17 protein-coding genes are annotated in these 25,631 nt (G+C 66.2%); 6 read left to right on the forward strand and 11 right to left on the reverse strand.

All coding sequences use genetic code 11. The features are described from left to right. The first annotated feature begins 38 nt into the window (after positions 1-38). The 4 genes from ABWY06_RS06785 (at position 39) to ABWY06_RS06800 (ending at position 4,366) form a co-directional block, all read left to right on the forward strand. Positions 39-548, forward strand: a complete 510-nt coding sequence (locus tag ABWY06_RS06785) for a DUF1993 domain-containing protein (RefSeq protein WP_353924798.1) — start codon at positions 39-41, stop codon at positions 546-548. 145 nt (positions 549-693) lie between these two features. Next, a complete protein-coding gene (locus ABWY06_RS06790) occupies positions 694-1,989 on the forward strand; it encodes a glycosyltransferase (RefSeq protein WP_353924799.1) in 1,296 nt (431 codons plus the stop codon). Between the two features lie 297 nt (positions 1,990-2,286). Next, positions 2,287-3,291, forward strand: coding sequence for a DctP family TRAP transporter solute-binding subunit (locus ABWY06_RS06795; RefSeq protein WP_353924800.1), 1,005 nt, complete (start codon positions 2,287-2,289; stop codon positions 3,289-3,291). Positions 3,292-3,361: 70 nt separating this feature from the next. Further along, positions 3,362-4,366 (forward strand): TRAP transporter substrate-binding protein, encoded by a 1,005-nt coding sequence (locus tag ABWY06_RS06800; protein ID WP_353924801.1) that lies wholly within the window; start codon positions 3,362-3,364, stop codon positions 4,364-4,366. 90 nt (positions 4,367-4,456) lie between these two features. On the opposite strand, the gene ABWY06_RS06805 is transcribed toward ABWY06_RS06800, so the two are convergent. From ABWY06_RS06805 to ABWY06_RS06840, 8 genes are all read right to left on the reverse strand, one after another. Next, positions 4,457-4,843, reverse strand: coding sequence for a hypothetical protein (locus tag ABWY06_RS06805; protein ID WP_353924802.1), 387 nt, complete (start codon positions 4,841-4,843; stop codon positions 4,457-4,459). A gap of 58 nt (positions 4,844-4,901) precedes the next feature. Beyond that, entirely contained in the window at positions 4,902-6,368 is a 1,467-nt protein-coding gene (locus ABWY06_RS06810) for an efflux transporter outer membrane subunit (protein WP_353924803.1), read from the reverse strand. Next, positions 6,365-9,472: an efflux RND transporter permease subunit gene (locus ABWY06_RS06815; protein ID WP_353924804.1), complete on the reverse strand. Its 3,108-nt coding sequence runs from the start codon at positions 9,470-9,472 to the stop codon at positions 6,365-6,367. Before ABWY06_RS06815 ends, ABWY06_RS06810 begins: the two co-directional genes overlap by 4 nt. A 46-nt stretch (positions 9,473-9,518) precedes the next feature. Next, entirely contained in the window at positions 9,519-12,611 is a 3,093-nt protein-coding gene (locus ABWY06_RS06820) for an MdtB/MuxB family multidrug efflux RND transporter permease subunit (RefSeq protein WP_353924805.1), read from the reverse strand. Then, entirely contained in the window at positions 12,608-13,837 is a 1,230-nt protein-coding gene (locus tag ABWY06_RS06825) for an MdtA/MuxA family multidrug efflux RND transporter periplasmic adaptor subunit (RefSeq protein WP_353924806.1), read from the reverse strand. The genes ABWY06_RS06820 and ABWY06_RS06825 overlap by 4 nt, the downstream gene beginning before the upstream one ends. 296 nt (positions 13,838-14,133) lie before the next feature. Further along, positions 14,134-14,634, reverse strand: coding sequence for a thiol peroxidase (gene tpx, locus ABWY06_RS06830; RefSeq protein WP_353924807.1), 501 nt, complete (start codon positions 14,632-14,634; stop codon positions 14,134-14,136). A gap of 138 nt (positions 14,635-14,772) precedes the next feature. Continuing rightward, positions 14,773-16,134 carry an alanine/glycine:cation symporter family protein gene (locus ABWY06_RS06835; protein ID WP_353924808.1) on the reverse strand — a complete coding sequence of 454 codons (1,362 nt, stop codon included), beginning with the start codon at positions 16,132-16,134 and terminating at the stop codon, positions 14,773-14,775. A gap of 144 nt (positions 16,135-16,278) precedes the next feature. Beyond that, entirely contained in the window at positions 16,279-17,181 is a 903-nt protein-coding gene (locus ABWY06_RS06840) for a LysR family transcriptional regulator (RefSeq protein ID WP_353924809.1), read from the reverse strand. A gap of 120 nt (positions 17,182-17,301) precedes the next feature. Here ABWY06_RS06840 and ABWY06_RS06845 point away from each other — a divergent pair, with 120 nt between their 5' ends. Further along, positions 17,302-18,297: an aldo/keto reductase gene (locus ABWY06_RS06845; RefSeq protein WP_353924810.1), complete on the forward strand. Its 996-nt coding sequence runs from the start codon at positions 17,302-17,304 to the stop codon at positions 18,295-18,297. Between the two features lie 130 nt (positions 18,298-18,427). Here the strand turns inward: ABWY06_RS06845 and ABWY06_RS06850 are convergent, their stop codons facing one another. Genes ABWY06_RS06850 through ABWY06_RS06860 form a run of 3 tightly spaced genes read right to left on the reverse strand, consistent with a single transcriptional unit; the run spans position 18,428 to position 24,552 of the window. Then, entirely contained in the window at positions 18,428-22,060 is a 3,633-nt protein-coding gene (locus tag ABWY06_RS06850) for a translocation/assembly module TamB domain-containing protein (protein WP_353924881.1), read from the reverse strand. A gap of 53 nt (positions 22,061-22,113) precedes the next feature. Next, positions 22,114-23,841: an autotransporter assembly complex protein TamA gene (locus ABWY06_RS06855; protein ID WP_353924811.1), complete on the reverse strand. Its 1,728-nt coding sequence runs from the start codon at positions 23,839-23,841 to the stop codon at positions 22,114-22,116. Positions 23,842-23,901: 60 nt separating this feature from the next. Beyond that, positions 23,902-24,552, reverse strand: a complete 651-nt coding sequence (locus ABWY06_RS06860) for a GNAT family N-acetyltransferase (RefSeq protein WP_353924812.1) — start codon at positions 24,550-24,552, stop codon at positions 23,902-23,904. A gap of 190 nt (positions 24,553-24,742) precedes the next feature. On the opposite strand from ABWY06_RS06860, the gene xthA reads away from it, so the two are divergent. Continuing rightward, a complete protein-coding gene (gene xthA / locus ABWY06_RS06865) occupies positions 24,743-25,555 on the forward strand; it encodes an exodeoxyribonuclease III (protein WP_353924813.1) in 813 nt (270 codons plus the stop codon). Positions 25,556-25,631 lie beyond the last annotated feature (76 nt).

A 25,631-nucleotide genomic window follows, 5' to 3' on the forward strand; every position in this document is an offset into this window, starting at 1 on the left:
GGCGGTATAATTGTTTTTTTACCCAGCCAGGATCGCCCATGACCATTTCCCTGTACGCCGCCTCCGTTCCGGTTTTCCAACAGATGCTCAACAGCTTGAGCGCCCTGCTGAACAAGGCCGAAGCCCATGCCACGGCCAAGCAGATCGCCCCGGATGCACTGCTGCACAGCCGCCTGTTCCCGGACATGTTCCCGCTGGTGCGCCAGGTGCAAATCGCCGCCGACTTCGCCCGTGGCGTCAGTGCCCGTCTGGCCGGAGTGGAGGTCCCCAAGTTCGAGGACAATGAGCAGACCTTTGCCGACCTGCAAGCCCTGCTGGCCAAGTCCCTGGCCTTTATCGGCGAGCTTAGCTCGGCGCAGATCGACGGCCAGGAACAACGCGAGATCATCACCCGCCCCGGCACGCCCAAGGAAAAGCGTTTTACCGGCCAGGCCTATTTGCTGAGCTACGGCCTGCCGCAGTTTTTCTTCCATGTCACCACCGCCTATGCGCTGCTGCGTCATAACGGCCTGGACGTGGGCAAACGCGACTATATGGGCACTTACTGACACCGGATGCCCGACCGCTGCGCTGACTGATAACCCGGCGGTCCGCTGGCCCAGTGACCGCTCGACCCGAGTGGCGGCTGGGCACCGCCCGCTCCTCTACACTCGCAGGGTGCGCCCGTCCCGCGATTGCCTTTGCGTACTGCCCATGCCCGCTCCCCTGCACAACGTCCTGATCATCGGTTATGTCTGGCCCGAACCCCGTTCCTCGGCGGCAGGCAGCCGCATGCTGGAGTTGATCGAATTGTTCCGCGCCCAGGGGTGGCGGGTGACCTTCGCCAGCGCCGCGGCGCTGTCCGAGCATCGGACGGACCTGCCAGCGCTCGGGGTGGAAGAACGCTCGATCCGACTCAATTGCGACAGCTTCGATGAGTTTGTCACGCAGTTGCAGCCCGACCTGGTGCTGTTCGACCGGTACTTCACCGAAGAGCAGTTTGCCTGGCGAGTCGAACGGGCCTGCCCGGACGCCCTGCGGGTGCTGGACACGGTCGACCTGCACAGCCTGCGCGAGGCGCGCCAGCGGCTATGGAGCGCCGCGCAGCGCGAACCGGTCATTCCCCTGCGCCCGCAACTGAGCCTCAAAAGCCGGCCCGCCGAGCTCTACGGCGCCATGGCGGCCAGCGACATGGCGCAACGGGAAATTGCCGCCATCTACCGCTCGGACCTGAGCCTGGTGATTTCCGATGTTGAATTGGCGTTGCTGCAACAGCAATTCGGGCTCCCGGCCAACCTGCTGCATTACTGCCCGCTGATGGGCATCGAAGCGCTCCCCGACAGCCCGCCCTTCGCCCAACGCAGCGGCTTTATCAGCATCGGTAACTTCCGCCACGCGCCGAACTGGGATGCGGTGCTCTGCCTGAAACAGCTGCTCTGGCCCCTGATCCGTCAACGCCTGCCCCAGGCACAGCTGCTTATCTACGGCGCCTATCCGCCGCCCAAGGCCACCGCCCTGCACAACCCGCAACAGGGCTTCCATGTACTGGGCTGGGCCGACGACGCTCGGCAGGTGATGGCCAGCGCCCGCGTCTGCCTGGCGCCGCTGCGCTTTGGCGCCGGCATCAAGGGCAAACTGGCGGACGCCATGGCCTGCGGTACGCCGAGCGTGACCACCGGGATTGGCAGCGAAGGCATGTGCGGCGAACTGAGCTGGGGCGGCGCCGTGGCCGAGGAACCCGAGGCCTTCGCCGACGCGGCAGTCGCGCTCTACCAGGACCCGCACCGCTGGCGTCACGCGCAGCTGGACGGCCGGGACATCCTCGCCCAGCGTTTTGCCGCCGGCCCGCAACGCAGTGACTTGATCGAGCGCCTGCGGCTAGCCCAGGCGCAGCGCGAGCAGAATCGCCTGAGCAATTTTGTCGGCAGCATGCTGCGTCATCACCTGCACAAAAGTACCCGTTACCTGTCGCAGTGGATCGCCGCCAAGGCGTCGAACGCCAGCGATTGAGCGAGGCCCCGCACGGTGATCGATCGGCGACTTTCCGCCTAAAGCACCCTTGTCGATGGCGTAAATCCGCCAATTCAATGTAAAACTGACGCCATTTTTACGTCTAAAACGTGGCCGGCGCGAGTCGGGAGGCTTGGCACAGGCATTGCGTTAGCTGAAGGCTTTTTTGCCTGTTCGCTTACGATGCCGGCAAGAGCGCGTCTGTTCAACACCGATGAGTGGTATTGCCGGCGCCCGTAGGGGCCAGGCGAGCGGCGCTAGACTCTTATTCACGCCCCCATAACAAAAGGCTTTTCCATGCTGAAGTTGATCGCCGCCGTGGCGTCCTGTGCTGTTGCCCTGCTGTCCACCCCCGCGCTCAGCGCTGAGGGTAACGCCCCTATCCTGATCAAGCTGTCCCATGTGGTCGCCGATGACACCCCCAAGGGCCAGGGTGCCCTGTTGTTCCAGAAACTGGTCGCCGAACGGCTGCCAGGCGCGGTCAAGGTCGAGGTCTATCCCAACTCCACCCTGTTCGGCGACGCCAACGAACTGGAGGCGCTGCGCAATAACGAGGTGCAGATGCTCGCGCCATCCCTGGCCAAGTTCGAGAAATACACCAAGCAGCTGCAGATCTTCGACATGCCCTTTCTGTTCGACGACCTGGAGGCGGTCAACCGTTTTCAGAAACGCGCCAAGGGCCGCCAGTTGCTGCGCGCCATGGAAAAGCAGGACATCGTCGGCCTGGCCTACTGGCATAACGGCATGAAACAGCTGTCTTCGACCCGTGCCCTGCGCCTGCCGGGCGACGCCGCCGGGCTGAACTTCCGCATTCAGGCTTCCTCGGTACTGGAGGCGCAGTTCAAGCAGCTCGGCGCCACGGCGGTAAAGATGCCGTTCGCCGAAGCCTTCAAAGCCTTGCAGGAAGGCCGCGTGCAAGGGGCGGAAAACCCCTGGTCGAATATCCTCAGCCAGAAGCTCAACAGCGTGCAGCCCTTTATCACCGAGACCAATCACGGCGCGCTGGATTACATGCTGGTGACCAACGCGCGCTTCTGGTACGGCATCCCCCACCAGACCCGCGTCGAGCTGGAGGCCATTGTCGACGAGGTGACCTTCTCGGTGAATAATGCCGCCGAAGCGCAGAACACCGCCGATCGCGCGAAGATCCTCGCCAGCGGCAGCAGCGAACTCATCCTCCTGACCGACGATCAGCGCCAAGCCTGGCGCGCGGCCATGCAACCGGTGTGGAAACAGTTCGAGCAGGAGATCGGCAGCGATGTGCTCAAGGCCGCGGAGATGGTCAACCGCAAGAATAAATAACGCTCAGGGTCGTCAGTTGGCACGGACGGTGCTGGCGACCTGGGCCACTTACCTGATCCCGGATTATTGCATGTCATTGAAACACCTCCTGCTCATCACCTTGGGTGGGCTGTTCCTCAACCACGCCCAGGCCGCCGAACCCGTCACCCCCATCGTTATCCACTTTTCCCATGTGGTGGCCGACGATACGCCCAAGGGCCAGGGCGCGCTGCTGTTCAAGGAACTGGTGGAAAAGCGCCTGAACGGCCTGGTCAAGGTCGAGGTGCACGGCCACTCCAGCCTGTACGGCGATGAGCAGGAACTACAGGCGCTGCTCGACGGCAAGGTGCAGATGCTCGCGCCGTCCCTGGCCAAGTTCGATACCTACAGCCAACAGCTGCGGATTTTCGACCTGCCGTTTCTGTTCGACGACCTGGCCGCCGTCGACCGTTTCCAGAAGCGCGCCAAAGGCCGCCAGCTGCTGCGCTCGATGGAAAAACACAACATCCTCGGGCTTGCCTATTGGCACAATGGCATGAAGCAGCTTTCCGCCACCCGCGCCCTGACGGCACCCGCCGACGCCGCGGGCCTGAGTTTCCGGATTCAGCCTTCGGACGTGCTGAAGGCCCAGTTCGACCAGGTCGGCGCCACCACCCAGAAACTGCCGTTCAGCGAACTGTACGCTGCGCTCAAGGACGGCCGGGTCCAGGGCGCGGAAAACACCTGGTCGAACATCTACAGCCAGAACCTGTATAGCGTGCAACCGGTGATTACCGAAACCCATCACGGGGTGCTCGACTACATGCTGGTCACCAACCCGCGCTTCTGGTTCGGCCTGCCCCATGGCGTGCGCACGGAACTCGAAGCGATCATCGACGAAGTCACCTTTTCGGTGAATCACGCCGCCGCCGCGCGCAACGCCCAGGACCGAAAACGGGTGATCGACAGCGGCGCCAGCCAGGTCGTGGCCCTCAGCGCCGAACAACGCCGTGCCTGGCGCGACAGCATGCGCCCGGTTTGGCAGCAATTTGAAGACAGCATCGGTGCCGAGCTGCTCAAGGCCGCCGAGACGGTCAACCGCAAGCAGCAGGAGTAAGGTCGACAATACCGCCCTGCTCACCCTGGGCAGGATATCCGCGGCGGGCTGGCGCTGGACGACACGCCGAGACCGCCCTACTTTCCGAGGTCAGCGCGACGCTGGTCGCGGGGAAACAGGCTCGACGCCGACCGCGCTCAGGCGTTGCCATTGTTCATCCGAGAGCTGGATATTCTTCAGGTTGAGGATGCGTTCGAAGCGTCCGTTGGCGCCAAACAGCAGGCCGGCTTCGCGGACCTCCTGTTCACCTCCTGGTCCAAGGGGCGCCTGGTTTCGCCAGTGCACCTCGGTGGCCCCCGAGGGCAATACCAGGATTCGCCGCGGCAGCAGGCCAATCAAGGCTTCCACTTGCGACAACGTGCTGACGCCCGGCTGCAATTGGGCGAGGCGCTGTCCGTCGAGCGCCGCTGGCGCCGTCATGCACCCCAGCAGCAGCTGTGCACCCAGCAGCGCGATAAACATCCGTTTCCTGCCCATAGCCTCTCCCTGAGTCCTGGCTCGCGCAGTCTAGAGCATTTTCACCGTTGCTCTAGGTTCACTCCTCGGCCTTGGGCTGCAGGGGCACCTCGACCGCCGGATCCCAGCCGCCACCCAGGGCGGCGATCAGCTGCACGCTGGCGGTCAGGCGATTGCCTCGCAGGGTCAGGCTGGTACGCTCGTTGGACAGCGCACTGGCCTGCACGCTGACCACATCGGTGAATTCCACGGTACCGGCCTTGTACTGGTTGAGAATCAGCTTGAGCGACTCACGGGACGCGTCCAGCGCCTGCTGCTGCACCAGCGCCTCGCGCTCGTAGACCGCCAGCTGCACCAGGTAATCCTCGACCTCGCGAAAGCCCACCAGCACCGTTTGCCGGTAGTCCGCCACGGTCTGGTCATAACGGAATTCGGACTGTTCGACCTGGGAGCGGATCAGGCCGCCGTCGAACAACGTCATGGCGAACTGCGGCCCGATCGACCAAAACCGGTTGGGCAGGCTGATCCAGTCGTCCAGGCTGCCGCTGCGGTAGCCACCGCTGGCGGAGAGGGTCAGGTCCGGGTAATAGGCCGCTTCGGCCACGCCGATCGAGGCATTGGCCGCGATGACCCGGCGCTCCGCCGCGGCGATATCCGGACGCCGCTCGAGCAGACTCGACGGTAGGCTCAAGGGCACCGCCGGCAGTGACGGCACCTGATCGCGAACGCTCACTTCGAACGCCGCTGGCGCCACCCCGACCAGCACGGCCAGGGCGTGCTCCAGCTGGGCCCGCTGGTACTCCAGATCGATCGCCTCGGCCTCGGCGCCCTTGAGCTGGGTCATCGCCTGGGTCACGTCGGAGCGCGGCACGATGCCGGCCTTGTACTGGTTTTGCGCGATACGAAATGCCTGCTGATACGCCGCCACCGTGGCGTCGAGCAAACGCTTCTGCTCATCCAGTACCCGCAGTTGCAGGTAACTCCGGGCCAGTTCGGATTGCTGGCTGAGGCGCACCGCGGCCAGGTCGGCCGCGCTGGCGGTCATGCTGGCGCTGTCGGCCTCCAGTTGCCGCCGCAGCTTGCCCCAGATATCCAGCTCCCAGCTCACGCCCAGGCTGGCGTCGTAGCTTTTCGAAATGCTGTTGCTCGACTCGCCCAGGCTGGCCTCTTCGCTGCTGCTCAGGTTGCCGCTGCCGCCCTGGGCCCGGGTCATGCCGCTGTCCAGGCCCACACGCGGGAAAAACGCCGCCCGCGCGCCCCGTGCCAGTGACCGCGCCTGGCGATACTGGGCTTCGGCACTGGCCAGGCTCTGGTTATTGGCGTCCAGCCGGGCCATCAGCTGGTTCAGTTCGGCGTCGTCGTAGAGCGTCCACCAGTCACCGCGCAGCCGGGTATCGGCCGGTGCCGCCGCCTTCCACCCGGCGGCCTGCTTGAACTGGGCCGCGGGTGCCGACGCCGGACGCTGGTAATCAGGGCCGATGGCGCAGCCCCCCAGAACCAGGGTGGCCAGGGCCAGGCACAGCGGACGAAGGGCGAATGACGTCATACGGGGGTTTCCAGGGCGGCATCGGTGCGCACGCCGCGCCAGCGGTTGACCCGGTGGCGGGCGCGGTCGAGATAGAGGTAGACCACCGGGGTGGTGTAAAGCGTCAATAACTGACTGAGGATCAAGCCGCCGACTATGGTCAGGCCCAAGGGCTGACGCATCTCCGCCCCCTCGCTGGTGCCCAGCAGCAGCGGCAAGGCGCCCAGCATGGCGGCCAGGGTGGTCATCAGGATCGGCCGGAAGCGCAGCAGGCAGGCCTGGCGGATGGATTCGGTCGGGCTCAGCCGGTCGCTACGCTCCAGTTGCAGCGCCAGGTCGATCATCAGGATGGCGTTTTTCTTCACCACGCCAATCAGCAGGAACAAGCCGAGCATCGAGATCAAGCTGAACTCGCCGCCGGTCAGCAGGATCGCCAGGAGCGCGCCGACCCCGGCGGACGGCAAGGTCGAGAGGATGGTCAGCGGGTGGATATAACTCTCGTAGAGGATCCCCAGCACCACGTAGACCACCAGCAGCGCGGTAAGGATCATCACCGGTTGGCCCATGGCGGCCTTCTGGAAAGCGCCGCCGGTGCCACCAATCGACCCCTGCACCTCGGTGGGCAGGTTGACCTCGGCCACCGCCTTGGCGATGGCGCGGTTGGCCTGGTCCGGGGTGACGCCGGCGGCCAGGGAATAACCGATGCTCTCGGCGGCGAACTGGCCCTGATGGTTCACCCGGTCCTCCTCCAGACTGCGCGTCCAGCGGGCGAAGCTGGACAAGGGCACCCGCGCGCCGTCGGCGGTGATCAGCTGGATCTGGTTGAGGGCCTCCGGGTACTCGGCGTACTTGGGGTTGATCTCCATGACCACGCTGTACTGGTTAAGGCGGTCATAGATGGTCGAGATGCGCCGTTGACTGAAGGCGTTGTTGAGCACCGCGGTGACCATGCTCATGTCCACGCCCAGGCGCTGGGCGGTGGCGCGGTCGATTTCCAGGCTGATCTGCTGGGCCCCCTCGCCTTCGTTGGCATCGATATCGGCCAGCTCCGGCAGCCGCGCCAGGGCGTCGCGCACCTTGGGCATCCAGGTGCGCAAGTCGCTCAGCTCGCTGGCCAGCAGCACGTACTCGTTGTCGGTGCTGCGGCCCTGACGACCGCCGAACTGCAGGTCCTGGTCGGACATCAGCATCAGGCGCCCACCCGGCACCTTGGGCACCGTGTCGCGCAGGCGGTCGATCACCTGCTGCGAGGACACCCCGCGCTCGGCGATGGGTTTTAGCCGGATGATCAGGGTGGCGTTGTTGATCCCGCCGGTGCCGCCGATAAACCCGGCGACACTGTGGATCGCCGGATCGGCCAGCAATGCCCGCCGGTAGATCTCCATCTTCGGCTGCATCACCTGGAACGACAGGCCATCGTCGCCGCGCACGAAGCCCAGCAGCTGGCCGGTGTCCTGCTGCGGCATAAAGGTCTTGGGCGCCTCGATAAACAGGTAGACGTTAAAGCCGATGGTCAGCAGCAGGCTCAACAGCGTCAGGCCCGAGTGGCGCAAGGCCCAGTCCAGGCTGCGCGCATAGCCGCCCACCACCCGGTCCTGCAGCCGCGTACCGAAGCGCTGCAGCGGGCCGGGACGATGCCCGGCGGTTTCGGCGCGCAGCCAGCGCGCGCAGAGCATGGGCGTCAAGGTCAGCGACACCAGCAATGAGACCAGGATGGCCACGGTCAGGGTGATGGAGAATTCGCGGAACAGGTTACCGACGATACCGCCCATAAACAGGATCGAGAGAAACACCGCCACCAGCGACAGGTTCATCGACAGCAGGGTGAAGCCCACCTCCTGGGAACCCTTGTACGCCGCCACCATCGGCGAGTCGCCCGCCTCGATATGCCGCGAGATGTTTTCCAGTACCACGATGGCGTCGTCCACCACCAGGCCGGTGGCGATGATCAGCGCCATCAGCGACAGGTTGTTCAACGAGAAATCCAGCAGGTACATCACCGCGAAGGTGCCGACCAGCGACACCGGCACCGCCAGGGCCGGGATCAGCGCGGCGCGCCAACGGCCGAGGAAGGCGAATACCACCAGGATCACCAGGCCGACCGCGATCAGCAGCGTGCGCTCGGCCTCGTGCAGGGTGGCGCGTATCACCGGCGAGCGGTCCATCGCCACTTCCAGTTCCACGCTGGGCGGAATCACCGCCTGCAGGGCCGGCAACTCGGCGCGGATATCCTCGGTGGTCTCGATGATATTGGCACCGGGCTGGCGGTTGATCACCATCAGCACCGCCTCGTTGTCGTTGTAGAAGCCGCTGTTGTAGCGGTCCTCCACCCCGTCCTTGACCTCGGCGACATCGCCCAGGCGCACCGGCGCGTTGTTCTGGTAACGGATCACCAGCGGCCGGTAGTCGTCGGCCTTTTCCAACTGGTCATTGGCCTGGATCTGCCAATGCCGCTGGTCGTCCTCGAGCATGCCCTTGGGCCGGTCGACACTGGCCTGGACGATGGCGTTGCGTACCTCATCCAGGGCGATGCCGTACTGGTCGAGCAGGCGCGGCTCCAGGGCCACCCGCACCGCCGGCAGGGAGCTGCCGCCAATCTGCACTTCGCCGACCCCGCTGACCTGCGACAGTTTCTGCGCCAGCACGGTCGAGGCGACATCGTACAGCTGGCTCTTGCTGAGCACCTTGGAGGTCAGCGACAGCACCATGATCGGCGCCTGGGAGGGGTTGAACTTGCGGTAGGTTGGCATGCTGCGCATGCCGCTGGGCAACAGGTTGCGCGCCGCGTTGATGGCCGCCTGCACTTCCCGCGCGGCGGAGTCGACCTGGCGGCCGAGGTCGAACAGGATAATGATCCGGGTATTGCCCTGGCTGCTGCGGCTGGTCATCTCGCTGATCCCGGCGATGCTGCCCAGCGCCCGCTCCAGCGGGGTGGCCACGCTGGACGCCATCACCTGCGGGCTGGCGCCCGGCAGGTTGGCGTCGATCACGATGGCCGGAAAATCCATCTTCGGTAGCGGCGCCACCGACAGTAGGCCGAAGCTGACGGCGCCGAGCAGGATGATCGCCAGGCTGAGCAACAGGGTCGCCACCGGACGGGCGATAAAGGGCGCGGAGAGGTTCATCTGGCGGGCCGCCTGGGCAAGCGGCCAGCGCCGCCGATAGCGGTGTTCACAACGCCACTCCCGCCGTGCCCTGGCCGGAAAACCGCCGGGCCAGGCGGTCGAACCAGAGGTAGATCACCGGCGTGGTGAACAGCGTCAGCACCTGGCTGACCAGCAGGCCACCGACCATCACCAGACCCAGGGGCTGACGCAACTCGGCGCCAGAACCCGAGGCGAGCATCAGCGGCACGGCACCGAACAGCGCGGCCAGGGTGGTCATCAGAATCGGCCGAAAACGCAGCAAGGCCGCCTGGTAGATCGCTTCGTGCGGCGTCATGCCCTGCTGCCGCTCGGCCTCCAGGGCGAAGTCGATCATCATGATCGCGTTCTTCTTGACGATACCGATCAGCAGGATGATGCCGATAATGGCGATCAGGCCCAGGTCGTTGCCGCTCAGCAGCAAGGCCAGCAAGGCCCCGACACCGGCCGAAGGCAAGGTGGAGAGGATGGTGATCGGGTGCACATAACTCTCGTAGAGCACCCCCAGTACGATATACATGGTCACGATGGCCGCCAGAATCAGCAGCAGGGTGCTCGACAGCGAGGCGCGGAAGGCCTCGGCGGCGCCCTGGAAGTGACTCTGGATACCGGTCGGCAGGCCGATGTCGCGCTGCACCTGCTCGATCACCTGCACCGCCTCGCCCAGGGACACGCCGCTGGCCAGGTTGAACGACAGGGTCACCGCCGGGAACTGACCGATGTGGTTGACCGCCAGCGCCGCGGCGCGCTCCTCGACCCGCGCCAGCGACACCAGGGGCACCTGCTGGCCGTCCGCGGTGGCGACATGGATCTGCTGCAGTGCCTGGGGGCCGATGCGGCCGCCGTCGCGGCTTTCCAGCACCACGCGGTATTGGCTGGCCTGGGTGTAGATAGTCGAGATCTGCCGCTGGCCAAAGGCGTCGTACAGCGCATCGTCAATGGCGCTGACGCTGACCCCGAGGCGCGCGGCGGCGTCCCGGTCGATGTTCAGGTAGACCTGCAACCCCTGGTTCTGCAGGTCATTGGCCACGTCGATCAGCTCGGGCTGTTGCCGCAGCGCCTCGGTCAGCTTCGGCGTCCATTCTTCCAGCAGTGCGGCGTCCGGCGATTCCAGGCTGAACTGGAACTGGGTACGGCTGACCCGGTCCTCGATGGTCAGGTCCTGCACCGGCTGCAGGTACAGCTGGATACCGGCGACCCGCGCCAGCGCCGGACGCAGGCGAGCGATCACCTCGCTGGCGTCGGCATCGCGCTCGCCATGGGGCTTGAGGTTGATCAGCAGGCGGCCGCTGTTCAGGGTGGCATTGTCGCCGTCGACACCGATATAAGACGACAGGCTGGACACCGCCGGGTCGCGCAGAATGACCGCCGCCAGGTCCTGCTGGCGCGCGCTCATGGCGGCGAAGGAAATGCTCTGGGGCGCGTCGGAGATGCCCTGGATCACCCCGGTGTCCTGCACCGGGAAAAACCCCTTGGGCACCGCCAGATAAAGCACCACGGTCAATGCCAGGGTGCCCAGGGCCACCAGCAGGGTCAGCGGCTGATGGCGCAGGACCCAGCGCAGGCCCACGGCGTAACGGGCAATCAGGTGGTCGATCACGGCACCGCTGGCGCGGTAGAAACGCCCCTGCTCCTCGTCCTTCTCCTGCTTGAGCAGGCGCGCGCACATCATCGGCGTGAGGCTCAGCGACACCACCAGGGAAATCAGGATGGCCACCGCCAGGGTGATGGCGAACTCGCGGAACAGGCGCCCCACCACATCGGACATAAACAGCAGCGGGATCAACACCGCGATCAGCGAGAAGGTCAGCGACACCAGGGTGAAGCCGATCTGCCGCGCGCCCTTGAGCGCCGCGTTGAGCGGCGTCTCACCCTCCTCCAGGTGGCGGGCGATGTTTTCCAGCATGACGATGGCATCGTCCACCACAAAGCCGGTGGCGATGGTCAGCGCCATCAGGGTCAGGTTATTGATCGAAAAGCCGGCCAGGTACATCACCCCGAAGGTCCCGATCAGCGACAGCGGCACGGCGATCGACGGAATCAGGGTGGCCGAGAATTTGCGCAGGAACAAAAAGGTCACCAGCACCACCAGCCCGATGGCCAGCATCAACTCGAAGCGGACATCGCTGATCGCGGCACGGATGGTCTGGGTCCGATCGGTCAGCAGCTTGACCTCGATGCTGGCCGGCAGCGCGCCGGTGATCTGCGGCAACAGCGCCTGCACCCGCTCGACCACCTTGATGACATTGGCCCCGGGCTGGCGCTGGATGCTCAACAGCACCGTCTGGTTCAGGTCGGCCCAGGCCGCCAGGCGCTCGTTTTCCGCGCCGTCGATGACCGTCGAGACGTCCTTCAGGCGCAGCGCGGCGCCGTTCTCGTACTTGAGGACCAGGTCCAGATAGGCCTCGGCGGACTCCAGCTGATCATTGGCATCGAGCTGCGAGACCCGGGTCGGGCCGTCGAAGTTACCCTTGGGCTGGTTGACATTGGACGCGCTGATCAGCGCGCGCACATCGGCCAGGTTGAGGCCATGGCTGGCCAGCGCCTGCGGGTCGACGCGGATACGCACGGCCTTGCGTTGCCCACCGGACAGGCTGACCAGCCCGACACCGCTGATCTGCGCGATCTTCTGCGCCATGCGGGTATCGACCAGGTCGTGGACCTCGGTCAGCGGCAGGGTCGCGGAACTGATCGCCAGGGTCAGCACCGGCGTGTCGGCCGGGTTGACCTTGTTGTACACCGGGGGCGCCGGCAGGTCGTTGGGCAGCAGGTTGCTCGCCGCATTGATCGCGGCCTGCACTTCCTGCTCGGCCACCTCGAGGTCGACTTCCAGGGTAAAGCGCAGGGTGATCACCGAGGCGCCGCCGGAGCTGGTCGAGGACATCTGCTTGAGGCCCGGCATCTGCCCGAACTGGCGCTCCAGCGGCGCGGTCACGGCGCTGGTCATCACTTCCGGACTGGCGCCGGGATAGAGAGTGAGCACGCGGATGGTCGGGTAGTCCACCTCGGGCAAGGCCGACACCGGCAACAGCCGGTAGGCGATCAGGCCGCTGAGGAAGATCGCCACCATGATCAGCGTGGTCGCGACCGGCCGCAGGACGAACAGGCGCGACACGTTCATGCGCCGGCCCGCGGCGGTACCTGTGCGGCCACCGGGGCGGTGGCCGGATCGCTGATGATGTGCACGACGCTGCCTTCCTTGAGCTTGTCGGTGCCTTCCAGCACCAGGCGTTCACCCAGGCTCAGGCCCTCGGTGATCAGGGTGGTCGCGCCATCGCTGGCACCGACGCCCACCGGACGCACGCTGACCTTGTTGTCCGCGTCGAGGACGAACACAAAAGCCCCTCGCGAGCCGAACTGCAGGGCCGCCGAAGGAATCAGCGTGGCGTTCTGACGGGTGTCCACACGCAGTCGCACGTTGACGAACTGGTTGGGGAACAGGCTTTCGTCGGCGTTGGCGAAGCGCGCCTTGAACTTCAGGGTGCCGGTGGCGATATCGATCTGGTTGTCCAGGCTCTGCAACACACCGTCGGCCAGCACCAGTTTTTCGCTGCGGTCGCGGGCCTGCACCGGCAGTTGCGCGTTGGCGCGCACCCGGGCCAGGACCGCGGCCAGCTCGTTTTCGGCCAGGGTGAAGGTGACCGAAATCGGTTGCACCTGGGTGATCACCACCAGGGGCGTGGTATCGCCCGCGCTGATCAGGTTGCCGACATCGACCTGGCGCAATCCCAGGCGGCCAGCGATCGGCGCGCGAATACGGGTGAACTCCAGGTTCAGCCGCGCCTCGGCCACCGCCGCCTGATTGCTCTTGACGGTGCCGCGGTATTGGTTGACCAGGGCTTCCTGGGTATCCAGGGTTTGCTTGGCGATCGAATCCTCGGCGTACAGGCCCTTGTAACGGGCCAGGTCGATCTCGGCGTTGCGCAGCTGCGCCTGGTTCTGCCCCAGCGTGCCCTCGGCCTGTAGCAAGGCCACCTCGTAGGCCCGCGGGTCGATCTGCGCCAACAGGTCGCCGGCCTTGACCCGCTGGCCATCCTCGAACAGCAGCTTGACCAGTTCGCCGTCCACCCGGCTGCGAACATTGACCGTATTCAACGCGGTCACGGTGCCCAGGGCCTTGAGTTCGATGGCGAAATCACCCTGGGTGACACTGGTGACCCGCACCGGCACCGGACCGGCGTCGCGACCCCAGCCGCCGTCACGCTCGGCATCCTTGGGCGGCGCCGAGACGGGCCACAGCCACCAGCCCAAGGCAGCGGCCACGACGAGCAGCGACAGGATCAGCAACCCGCGTCGCGAGCGAGCGGCCATGCGGGGTGGTGAGGAGTTTTCGATCAATTCGGCCATGGTGCGCAATCATTTCCTTTGAGAGCGTGCACGATAAGCAGTGTGGATGACGATGCAAAGGCTCTTTACCGGTCATTTACTCAAGGCTGAGCCGGCTAAGCCACTGACGCACAATAAAAAACGCTGAATGCTCACAGCCAACCAGGCCGATAGGCCTCGCCAGGCGCCATTTGGCGTCCCGCCGCGGGGCTGTCGACGGAAGGACGTTGCCTGCCGTGGAAACATGCAGCAAAGAAAAACGGCCTGCAAGGCAGGCCGTCGGCAGTCGCGCCCCGGCGCGCCAGGGAGAGCAAATGTTACTTCAGGGTGGCGAGCGCCGCGGCGTAGTCCGGTTCGTTACCGATCTCGGCCACCAGCTCACTGTGCAATACCTTGTCCTGCTCGTCCAGCACCACCACCGCACGGGCGGCGACGCCGGCCAGTGGGCCGTTGGCGATGGCGACGCCGTACTGCTGCAGGAAGTCGGCACCGCGCATGGTCGACAGGTTGGTGACGTTTTCCAGGCCTTCGGCGCCGCAGAAGCGCGATTGGGCGAACGGCAGGTCGGCCGAAATGCACAGCACCACGGTGTTCTCCAGCTGGCTGGTTTCGGCGTTGAACTTGCGTACCGAGGTGGCGCAGGTCGGGGTGTCGACGCTGGGGAAAATGTTCAGCACTTTGCGTTTGCCGGCAAAACTGGCCAGGGCCACGTCTTGCAGCGCGCTGCCCACCAGGCTGAACGCCGGCGCCTGTTGGCCGATTTGCGGCAGTTGGCCCTCGACTTGGATCGGGGTACCGCGCAGGGTGACTTGAGCCATGAACTGAATCCTTGCAGGAGTGAGGTAAGGGGGTGGAAGTTAAGCACGGATGCAAGGATCCGCCTATCACCCACCAGGACCTGTGGACACTGGCCACGTACGCACCGTATCCACAGGCCCTGGGCGTTCAGCCTGCCCTCAGGGGTAATACAGGGTGGCCTTGCGCCCGGCAAAAAAATCGTTGGTCAGGCGCACCACCACCGGGCTGAGCAGCAGTAGGGCCAGCAGGTTCGGCAACGCCATCAGCGCCGTCAGGGTGTCGGCCAGCAGCCAGACGAGATCCAACTGCACCATGGCCCCCAGCGGAATCAAGGCGACCCAGAGCAAACGAAAGGGCAGGATCGCGCGGGTACCCGCCAGGTATTCCCAGCAGCGCTCGCCGTAATAGCTCCAGCCGAGGATGGTGGTGAAGGCGAACACCACCAGGGTCAGCGACAGGATGTAATGCCCCACGCCCGGCATGGCCGACTCGAAGGCCGCCGATGACATGGCCACGCCGCTCAGCCCACTGGTCCAGGCGCCGGAGCAGATGATCGTCAGCCCGGTCAGGCTGCAGATGACCAAGGTGTCGATAAAGGTCCCGAGCATGCCGATCAGGCCCGAACGCACCGCGCTGTCGGTGGTACCGGCCGCCTGGGCGATACCGGCCGTGCCCAGGCCGGCCTCGTTGGAAATGATGCTGCGCGCCACCCCGTAGCGCAGGGCGGCGAGCACCGTCGCACCGGCAAAACCGCCGGTGGCCGCCACGGGCGTGAAGGCATGGGTGAAGATCAACGCGAAGGCGCCGGGAATCGCCTCGGCGTGCACCGCCAACACCACCACCGAGGCCACCAGGTAGGCCAGGCACATAAAGGGCACCAGGGTGGCAGCCACCTTGCCGATACGCTGGATGCCGCCCAGCACCACCAGCCCGATCACTGCCATGGTCAGCAGACCGGTGGCCCAGTCCGGAATGCCGAAGGCCACTTCCAGGGCATCGGCCATGCTGTTGACCTGTACCAGGTTGCCGATACCGAAGCCCGCCAGGCCGCCGAACAGGGCGAACACCGCGCCCAGCCAGGCCCAGCGTTTGCCCAGGCCGTTCTTGATCGCGTACATGGGCCCGCCGACATAGTGGCCCTGGTCGTCCTTTTCCCGGTAATACACCGCCAGCAGCACTTCGGCGTACTTGGTCGCCATGCCGAGCAGCGCCGCGCACCACATCCAGAACAGCGCGCCGGGGCCGCCGAGGAAAATCGCCGTGGCCACCCCGGCGATATTGCCGGTACCCACGGTCGCCGCCAGGCTGGTCATCAGCGCCTGAAAGGGACTGATGTCGCCCTGCTCCCGCCCTTTCTCCCGTCCGCGCCAGAGCAGGGCAAAACCAGTACTGATCTTCAGCAGCGGCATCATCTTCAGGCCGATCATCAGGAACAGCCCGGTGCCGAGGATCAACACCAGCATCGGCGGCCCCCACAACAGGGCATTCAGGCTGGTCAGCCAGGTGTACAGGGATTCCATCGAAGGCTCCTCATTAGGACGATGAAGCGGCCAGACATGGCCGGTAAAACAGCGGCGCGTGGGCTAAGGGTAGATGGCAGCCGGCGCCAGGCGCGGCGATGCTATCCATTAGCCAGCACGTTGCCAAGTCGACTGGCGCACGGATCAGCGACCCAGTGGCCGTTCGAACACCCCCGCCAGCCAGTCGACGAACACCCGCACCCGCCGCGACAGCTGGCGCTGCGCCGGATACAGCAGGGCCAGCGGCATGTCCGGCGGCGGACTGTCGGCCAGCACTTCACACAGGGTGCCCGCCCGCAACTGCGCGGCAACGTGGTAATCCGGTGCCTGGATCAACCCCAGGCCGGCCTCGCCCGCCGCCACGTAGGCATCGGCACCATTGACCGCGACGGCCCCGGGCAGCTGCAGGCGAACCAGCTGACCCTCACGCACAAATTCCAGGTCGAACAGCCGCCCGCTGCGCGGCGAAAAAAAATTGACCGCCTGGTGGCCGGCGAGCTGCTCCAGGGTCAGCGGCGTGCCATGGGCCGCGAGGTAGGCGGGACTGGCGCAGGTGCGCTGGGGCAGCGGCGGCAACGAGCGACTGACCAGGCTGTCGTCGTGGATGTCGCCGGCACGCAGAACACAATCAACCCCTTCGCGAATCAGCTCCACCGGCCGGTCGCTGATGCCCACCTCCAGTGCCACCCGCGGATAACGCGTGCAGAACTCGGCCAGTGCCGGGACCACCACCAACCGCCCCAAGGACCCGGGCAGGTCGACCCGCAGGCGGCCCTGGGGGTTTTGGCGGGCCTCGGTAAAAAATGACTCGGTTTCCTCCAGGTCGGCCAGCAGCTGGATGCAGCGCTGGTAAAACGCCATGCCGTCCGGGGTCGGATTGACCTGGCGGGTGGTGCGTTGCAGCAGCTGCACCCCCAGATGGGCCTCGAGCTGCTTGACCAGGGTCGTCACCGAGGCAGGCGGCAGGTGCAAGCTGTCGGCGGCCTTGCCAAACGCCCGCAACTCCACGACACGTGCGAACACCCGCATGGCCTGAAATTTGTCCATAAGCGGCCCTTCTATTATTTAGCTATTACGAATAGTCAAAGCCATATCACCATATTTATCAGATTTAACAGAGCAATCAAACTGGCTTCGTTGTTTTATCCACTGCAAAGGAGCCATACCATGAACATCCGCCAATTGGGCCGCAACGGCCCCCAGGTGTCCGCCTTGGGCCTGGGCTGCATGGGCATGACCAGTTTCTACACCGGCGCCCAGGACGAGCGCGAAGCCATCGCCACCCTGCACCGCGCCCTCGAGCTGGGCGTGACCCTGCTGGACACCGCCGACATGTACGGCCCCCTGAGCAACGAAACGCTGCTCGGCAAGGCGTTGCGCGGTCGTACCGAGCCGATTGTCCTGGCCAGCAAATTCGGCATTCTCTACGACCCGGCCAACCCCGCCGTGCGCGGTGTCGACGGCCGCCCCGAGTACGTAAGGCGCTCCATCGAGGGCAGCCTCAGGCGCCTGGGCGTTGACTGCCTCGACCTCTACTACCTGCACCGGGTGGACCCCGAGGTGCCGATCGAGGACACGGTGGGCGCCATGGCGGAGCTGGTGCAGGCGGGCAAGGTGCGTTACCTGGGACTGAGCGAAGCCTCGGCCGAAACCCTGGAGCGCGCGCACCGGGTCCACCCGATCAGCGCCCTGCAGAGCGAGTACTCGCTGTGGAGCCGCGAGCCGGAAAGCAACGGCTGCCTGCAAGCCTGCCGGCGCCTGGGCATCGCCTTCGTGCCCTACAGCCCCCTGGGCCGAGGCTTTCTGACCGGCGCCCTGCAATCACCGGAGGATTTCGCCGCGGACGATTTCCGCCGCAGCAACCCGCGTTTCCAGGGTGAGAATTTCCACAAGAACCTGGCGCTGGTGGCCGAAGTGCAACGCCTGGCGCGGGACAAAGGGGTGTCGCCCGGACAGCTGGCGCTGGCCTGGGTACTGGCCCAGGGCGAGGACATCATTCCCATCCCGGGCACCAAGCGACGCCGCTACCTGGAGGAAAACATCGCCGCCCTCGACGTGTGCCTGAGCCCCCAGGAACTGGTCGAGCTCGACGCGCTGTTTCCGCTGGATGCCGCCGCCGGCAGTCGTTACACCGAGGCCAGCCTGCGTATGCTGAATATCTGAGGTTTTGTCCAACCATCCCCTAACCCGCAGTGCGCAAAGCCTGCGGGTTGAGCCCGCCCTACAGAGCTGCATAGCTGTGGGAGGCCCGCACCCGGGCCGAGCTTTTGCCCTGTCGTCACAGCGCACCGCGCTAAAAATCGCGCTTGTAGAAAATATCCAGGGAACTGGCCAGCCCGCTGGCCGCCTCCAGGTACAGGCGTTTGCTCAATTCATAACGCAGCGCCAGGCTATTGGCCGGCTCGAACACCCCGACCCCATAACGCAGGCTCAGGCGTTCGGACAGCTTGCCGCTGGCCACCAGGCTGGTGCGCTGGCCGCTGCCTTCGCTGTCCAGTTCGAAGTCGCGGATGCCCAGGCGCTGCGCCAGTCCCCCGCTGAACGACGCGCTGCCGGCCAGGCCCATGGCCAGCGCCGCCTGACCGAGCAGGTCGTTGTCGCCGCCGCTGGCGTTCAATGGGCGGCCGAGGACCAAGTAGGACAGCGCTTGCTCCTGGCTCATGGCCGGCTCGGAAAACACCTGGCTGCTGGGTCGCGCCGCGTTGCCGCTCAGCCGCAGACCGGCCACCACCTCGTCCACCCGGCGAATCGCCTCGATGTCCAGGTAGGGTTGATCGATGGGGCCGACGAACAACAGCCGCGCCCGACGCAGGCTCAGGCGTTGGCCATAGGCCCGGTAGCGGCCGTTGCGCAGGTTCAGTTCACCGCGGGTCTCCAGGTTGTCGCCGATGCGCAAGCGACCGACCAGGTCGGCGTTCAGGCCAAAACCTTCGAAACTCAAACGCTCCTGGCCGACCTCCACCTCGATATCCATGCCGATCGCCAGGGGCGTTTTGGCCTGCTCTGACGGCGTCCCGACCAGCACCGCATCCTTGGACAGGGTCACGGTGGACGGCGGCAATTGGCGGACCTCGATCTGTCCGCGGGGTACCGCCACCCGTCCGTGTACCACCAGGCGCTGGTTTTCCAGGAGCAGGTCCAGCTGTGGTTCCACCTCCAGTGTCGCGTAGGGTTCGACCCGCACCGGCAAACGGCTGCCCGATACCCGCAGCTGCAGGGCCAAACCCTCGACCCAGTTGAGATGGCCGGTCAACTGGCCATGGCCTACCTCACCACTGCGCCAGTCGCCGTCCAACTGCACGCGCTCGCCCGCGATCCGGGCCTGCACCTGCAGCGCCTCGATCGACAGCGGCAGCTGGCCGCCGGAGAGCTCGCCGTCGCTCAGGCTCAGCTGGCCATCGACCCGCGGCGCCAGCAGGCCACCGCTGAGGGTGCCGCTGCCATTGAGCTGTCCGGCCAGGGTGTCCACACCCTCGACAAAGGGGCGAGCCAGTGACAGGTCCAGCCCCGTGAGACTGAATTGCCCGCGCAGGGGTTTGTCGGCAGCCCGCGGATCGACCTGCACCTGCACGGACAACTCGCCCAGGCGATCACCCTGGAACGTCAGACGGCTGTCGATCTGCCCAGGCTCCAGGCGGCTGTCCAGCTCCAGGCGTTGATAGGGAAACGCCAGCCACTGCTGTCGATCCCGCAGGCGCAGCACACCGGGGCCGGCGTCCAGCCGCACGACACCGCGGGGGCCGGTATCCGCCAGGTCCAGGCGCAGCTCGCCATCGAGCCGCCCCTGCCAGGCCAGGTCCGCCGGCAACAGGCCGGCCAGGCCGTCCAGGGGAAAGGCCTGCAGGCGGTAGGCCAGCTTGCCGTGGGGATACAGCGGTTGCGCCTGGCCACACAGGCTGGCGCTGCCCGCGCGCCAGCACTGACTACCGAGCGACAGCTGCCCCTCGGCCGAGCGCCGCAATGGCGCGGACTGTTGCAACCGCCACTCCTGGTCACCGGCGCTCAGCTGGCCGCGATTGAGCTGCCCGCTCCAGGCACCCTCTTGCAGCGTGCCGGCCAGGCCCAGCTCGACTTTGAGCCTGGGCCCCTGCAGTTTCACCTCGAGCGCTTGGCGGCGGGCATCGCCCTCGGCCCTCAGGCGCAGATCGCCCCAGGCGTTGTCGCCCAGCGCGATGCCCTGTCCATCCAGTGTGAGCTGGCCACGCCCGCCCTCGTCCACTCGGGCCTCCAGGCTCAGCTGGGCCAACCGTTGCTGCCCCAGGGCCAGGTCGCGCCCCTTGAGGGTCAGCCGCCCTTGGGGCGCCTGCAGGCTGCCGGCCAGGTCGACCCGGCCATCCAGATACCCCGCAAGACCGGGCCAGAGTTGCCCCAGGCGCGGCATCCGTAGGCGTAATTTTCCAGTGAGCCCTTGGTCGAGCCGTACCTGGCCATCGAGGCGGTTATCGCCCAGGCGCAGCTCCAATTGCTCCAGCAGCCAGCGCTGTGGCGTGCCTTCGCCCTGCAGACGCACCACCGCCGGTTGGCCACGCAGGCGGCCGTGCAAATCGAGTTGCGCGCTCGCCTGCAACTGCCCGGTCTGGAAGTGCCCCTGGCTGCTCAGCGTGCCCTCCAGGGCGCCGGGCAACTCGGCCAGCCAATAGGCGGGGTCGAGCGCGCTCAGCGCCAGACGGGTGCTCCAGCGCAGGCCTTCGGCGAACCCCAGCGTCAGGTTGCCTTGCGCGCTGCCCTGCCCGGCTTGCAGCTGCAGCGAGGGCAGGTGCACCTGGGTCAGGTCGCCGCTGACCGGGCTGGCCAGGCTGAAGGGACCGGCGGGGCCGTCCAACCGGGCGTCGAAATTGCCCAGGTAGTTGCCGTCGCGGTAATGCGCCTCGGCGTTAAGACGCCGCAAGGCCACGGCCGGCATCTGAACCGCGGGAAACAGCCGCTGCCAGGGGAAATCCTGCCAGTCCAGCAGCCCATGGGCAGCCACGCCGTCCTGCCAATCCAGTTCCCCGCTGAGCTGGAGCCGCTCCCCCGGGCCACCCTGCAGGCTCAGCGCGGCGAGCTGGGCGCCCTCGCCCGTCACCCGCCCCCGCAGTTGCAGCGCCAGGGCCGCGCCCTGGGCGGGCAGCTGCGCGCTGCCGTCCAGTTGATAGCCAGCCTGCATATCTCCTTCCGCACTCAACTGCAGCTGCTCCAGGCGCAGCGGCCCGGCGCCGGGGACCTCGGTCTCGAGGCGCGCCAGGCGCAGGTTCAGGCGCGCCGGCAGGGCTTTCACCAAGGGCTGCAGCTCACCGTCGAGCCGTCCCTGCAGGTAGCCGTGGCTGTCCGCCGTGACCTGCAGCTGACCCTGCAACGGCCCCTGGGCCGCCAATTGGACAGTCCAGGGCTGCGCATCGGGGGCCGGCACCGTCAGGCTGCCTTGGGCGTCCAGTGGCCAGTCGCCGCGGGGATCGAGGGAGCCCTGCAGCTCAAGGGCCATGCCGTCGCGCTGCGCGCTCAGGCGTTCGACCTGCAGCCCCGCCGCGCTCCAGCGCCCCCGTGCCGACAGGGCCCGCGCCTGTTCCTGGCCGTCGACCAGCAGCCGACCGACATGCACCTCATCGAGCACCAGGGTCAATGGCAGCCCCAGGTCCGGCAGCCTGCTCGGCGCCGCCGGGCTGTCCGTCGCTGTCAGCAGGCGACGGCTCAGGCTCAGCTTGCCGATGTCCAGGCGTTGCACGCACAGGGTCAGGCGCAGCAAGCAGGCGGGCGACCACTGGACGACCGGGCCCTTCAGCTCGACCCGGTCCGCGCCCTGCTGCCAGACCAGGCGCTCGGCCTGCCAATGCCCCCCCAGGCGTCCACTGAACTGTTCGACCTGCAACCCCGGCACCTGGGCTAACAGCCAGCGGCTGCCAGCTGGTGTGCCCAGCACCCCGACCAAAACGGCCATGACCATCACCATCAGGCCGGCCAGCCCCAGCAGCGTCCTTGTGCTCCAGGCGGCGAGGCGTGTGGTCACAGTTCCGGACCCATGGAAAAATGCAGGCGAATGCCGCCTGGCTCATCCAGCGCATGGGCCAGGTCCAGGCGCAGCGGGCCCACCGGCGACACCCAGCGCAGCCCCAGGCCGACCCCGGTCTTAAGCTCGTCCAGTTGCAGCGAATCGAAGGCATTACCCTGGTCGACGAAGGCCGCCACCCGCCAGCGCTCGGCCAGCGCGTACTGGTACTCCAGGCTACCGGCCAGCAGGTAACGACCGCCCACCCGCTCACCGTCCGCGTCCTCGGGCGACAGGCTCTGGTAGTCATAACCGCGCACGCTCTGGTCGCCCCCGGCGAAAAAGCGCAAGGACGCAGGCACGCTGGCGTAGTCCCCGGTGAGGGTGCCCCCCACCTGGAAACGCCCCAGCAGACGATGCCGCGGCAGGGGGGTGGCCAGTCCCTTGAGCAGCAGGTTGGCGTGCCACAGATCGGTGTCCGCCAGCAGTCCCTGCTTGGCCACCGCGCTGTCGACCTGCAGCCGATACCCGCGATTGGGGTCGATACGGTTGTCACTGCGCAGGTAGCCGAAGCTGACGCCGGGCATCAACAGGCTGCTGCGGCCCGCGTCGTCTCCCAGGTTGTACGTTTCGTGCTGGTACTTGAGCGACAGCACCCGCTGCCAGCCACTGGCCAATTCGCGATGCCATTCGGGGCCGAAGGTCAGCAATCGGCTGTCGCTGTCGGTATCGGCCAGTTGCTGGTTCTGGTAACCGCCGGCGACGCGGAATTTGTCGGTCAGCGGTTGCTCCCCCGGCACGTCATACCAGAGACCCAGGTTCTGCCGCGGCGCCGACAACTCCAGTTCCGCCCCGTAGCTGTGGCCTTGGGGGTTGGCCCAGTGGCGGGTCCAGTTGGCGCGGGTGCGCGGTCCGACGTCGGTGGAAAAGCCCAGGCCAAAGCTCAGGGTACGCGGCTCGCGGCTGACCAGCTGGACCTGCACGGCGATCTCCTGCCCCACGGCCAGGGCGGGGTCGGCGTCGACCCGCACGGCCTCGAAGTAGCCGCTGCCCTGCAGCGCCTGGTACAGCTCGGCAATGCGTTCGGCATCGTAGGCGGTCCCCGGGCGAAACGGCACCATCCGCTGCAGCAATGCGGGGTCGAGGGCCGAATCACCGCTGAAACTGACCTTGCCCAGGCGGTAGCGTGGACCACTGGCGTAGATCAACGCGATATCGGCCACCCCCGCCGCCGGATCGATACGCAACTGCTGGCGGGTAAAGTGACCACTGAAAAAGCCGTAGCGTTGAGCCTGGTTTTCGATCAGCTTCTTGGCGTCCTCATAATGGCCGTGGTGGAGGACCGCCCCCGGCTTGAGCAACGTGCTGTCCGGCAGCTGGAAGGCCGGCAGCTGACGGGCCGGTCCATCGAGGCGCAGGATCACCTCGCGCAGGCGCACCGGCTCGCCGGGCCGGACCTCGATCAGCAGACGCGGTGGTTGGCCGGGCGCCAGGCGCGCCTCGATCTGCGCCTGGTAGTAACCCAAGGCCTGGCTGGCCTGCTGCGCCTGTGACTCGGCCATGGGCGCCAAACGCCGCAGGGCCTGTTCGTCGCCCTCGGCAACGCCGCCCAGGTATGCCTGGATATTGGCCTGCAATGGCGGGTTGGCCGGCGTGATCCGGATGTCCAGCTGGTCTTGCGCCCTGAGTACGTCGCTGCCGATCAGCAGCGCCAGTGGCAGCCAGTATCTGCCTTGAACTGTCATGCTGGGATGCTAACACGGTCCCTGCCAGGCTGACCGCCTGATCAAGGGCAAGGCTCGGGTTCAGGCGCTCGCGGGTACCAGGGGTTGCGGGTTGGGGTGGAAAAACACGTGTTCGTGCACCGGGCCCACGGCCACTTCGCCAATTTCCTGGTAACCCTGCCGCTTGTAAAACTCCAGGTAACGCGGGTTACCGGTGTCCAGCACCACGCCCTGGGAGCCGGCGTCCTCGGCGCACCAGCTGTGCAGGGCTTCCAGCAGTTGCTCGCCCAGGTGCTTGCCCTGGAACTCCGGGTGCACCCCGAGCAGCGGCAGCACGTGATAGGGACCGGGCGGCAGGCAGGCGAGCACGGCGTCGTGGTACGCCAGGTAACGTCGGGTACAGCGAAAGCCGGTGGTCAACAACATGCGCAGGCGCCAGCCCCAGCTTTCGGTGATGTCCAGCCGCCGCTGCGGCGGGGCGATCAGCGCCACACCGACCAGGCGATCCTCGATCAGCAGGCCAATCGCTGGCAGGTCCTCGGAGAAATGCTGATTCACCAGTTCCCGCACGGTCGCCCGCACCCGCTGCTCATACCCTGGCCGTTCCGACTCGAACAGGTAGGCGTACGTCGGCTCATGGCGGTAGGCGTGGTACAGCAGCGAGCGGGCCTCGCGAATGAAACTGCTGTCGAGCAACCGCGCCTCAGCGGTGACTGGAGAAGAATGGGGCATGCACGGTGACCTCGTTATTATTAAAATCTGCGGTCTGGGTCCTGCGAACCCATGCCAACCGGCGAGCCGGCCCCTGGGCGGTCCAGGGCTACCCCTGTGGGTGCGTAGACAACCTAGCACCGCTTTTCCCACGTAGCCATAGCCTCGATCGATCGGCTAGCATCGCCTTTTGCCCAGGACTTGCCGCCCCATGAAGATCGTATCCTTCAATATCAACGGCCTGCGCGCTCGCCCCCACCAACTGGCGGCCTTGATCGACAAGCACCAGCCGGATGTGATCGGCCTGCAGGAAACCAAGGTCGCTGACGAGCAGTTCCCCCAGGCGGACATCGAGGCCCTGGGCTATCACGTGCATTTTCACGGCCAGAAGGGCCACTACGGCGTCGCCCTGCTCTCGCGCCTGGCGCCACTGAGCCTGCACAAGGGCTTTCCCGACGACGATGCGGACGCCCAGCGGCGTTTTATCTGGGGCACCTTCGCCGATGGCGATGGCCAAACGGTCACCGTGATGAACGGCTATTTCCCCCAGGGCGAAAGCCGCGACCACCCGACCAAGTTCCCAGCCAAGACGCGCTTTTATGCCGACCTGCAGCAGCTGCTGGAGAATCGCTTCAACCCCAGCGAGTCGCTGGTGGTGATGGGCGACATCAACATTTCCCCCGAGGACTGCGACATCGGCATTGGCGAGGACAATCGCAAACGCTGGCTGAAAACCGGCAAATGCAGTTTCCTGCCAGAAGAACGTGAGTGGTTGGCACGCCTCAAGGCCTGGGGCCTGGTCGACAGCTACCGCCACCTCAATCCGGAGGTGGCGGACCGCTTCAGCTGGTTCGACTACCGCAGTCGCGGCTTCGAGGACCAGCCCAAGCGCGGCCTGCGCATCGACCTGATCATGACCTCCAACGGCTTGCAACCACGGATCAAGGCGGCGGGGGTCGACTATGACCTGCGCGCCATGGAGAAACCCTCGGATCACGCGCCGATCTGGCTCGAGCTGAGCTGACAGCGGGCCTATAGAACGCCACCTTTTTCGCCGTGGCGGCTGGTGCTGGATCGAAACGACCCTAGCCACCCAGGCT

It is taken from the genome of Pseudomonas sp. (genome assembly GCF_040514055.1).
In the GTDB taxonomy this organism is placed as follows: domain Bacteria; phylum Pseudomonadota; class Gammaproteobacteria; order Pseudomonadales; family Pseudomonadaceae; genus Aquipseudomonas.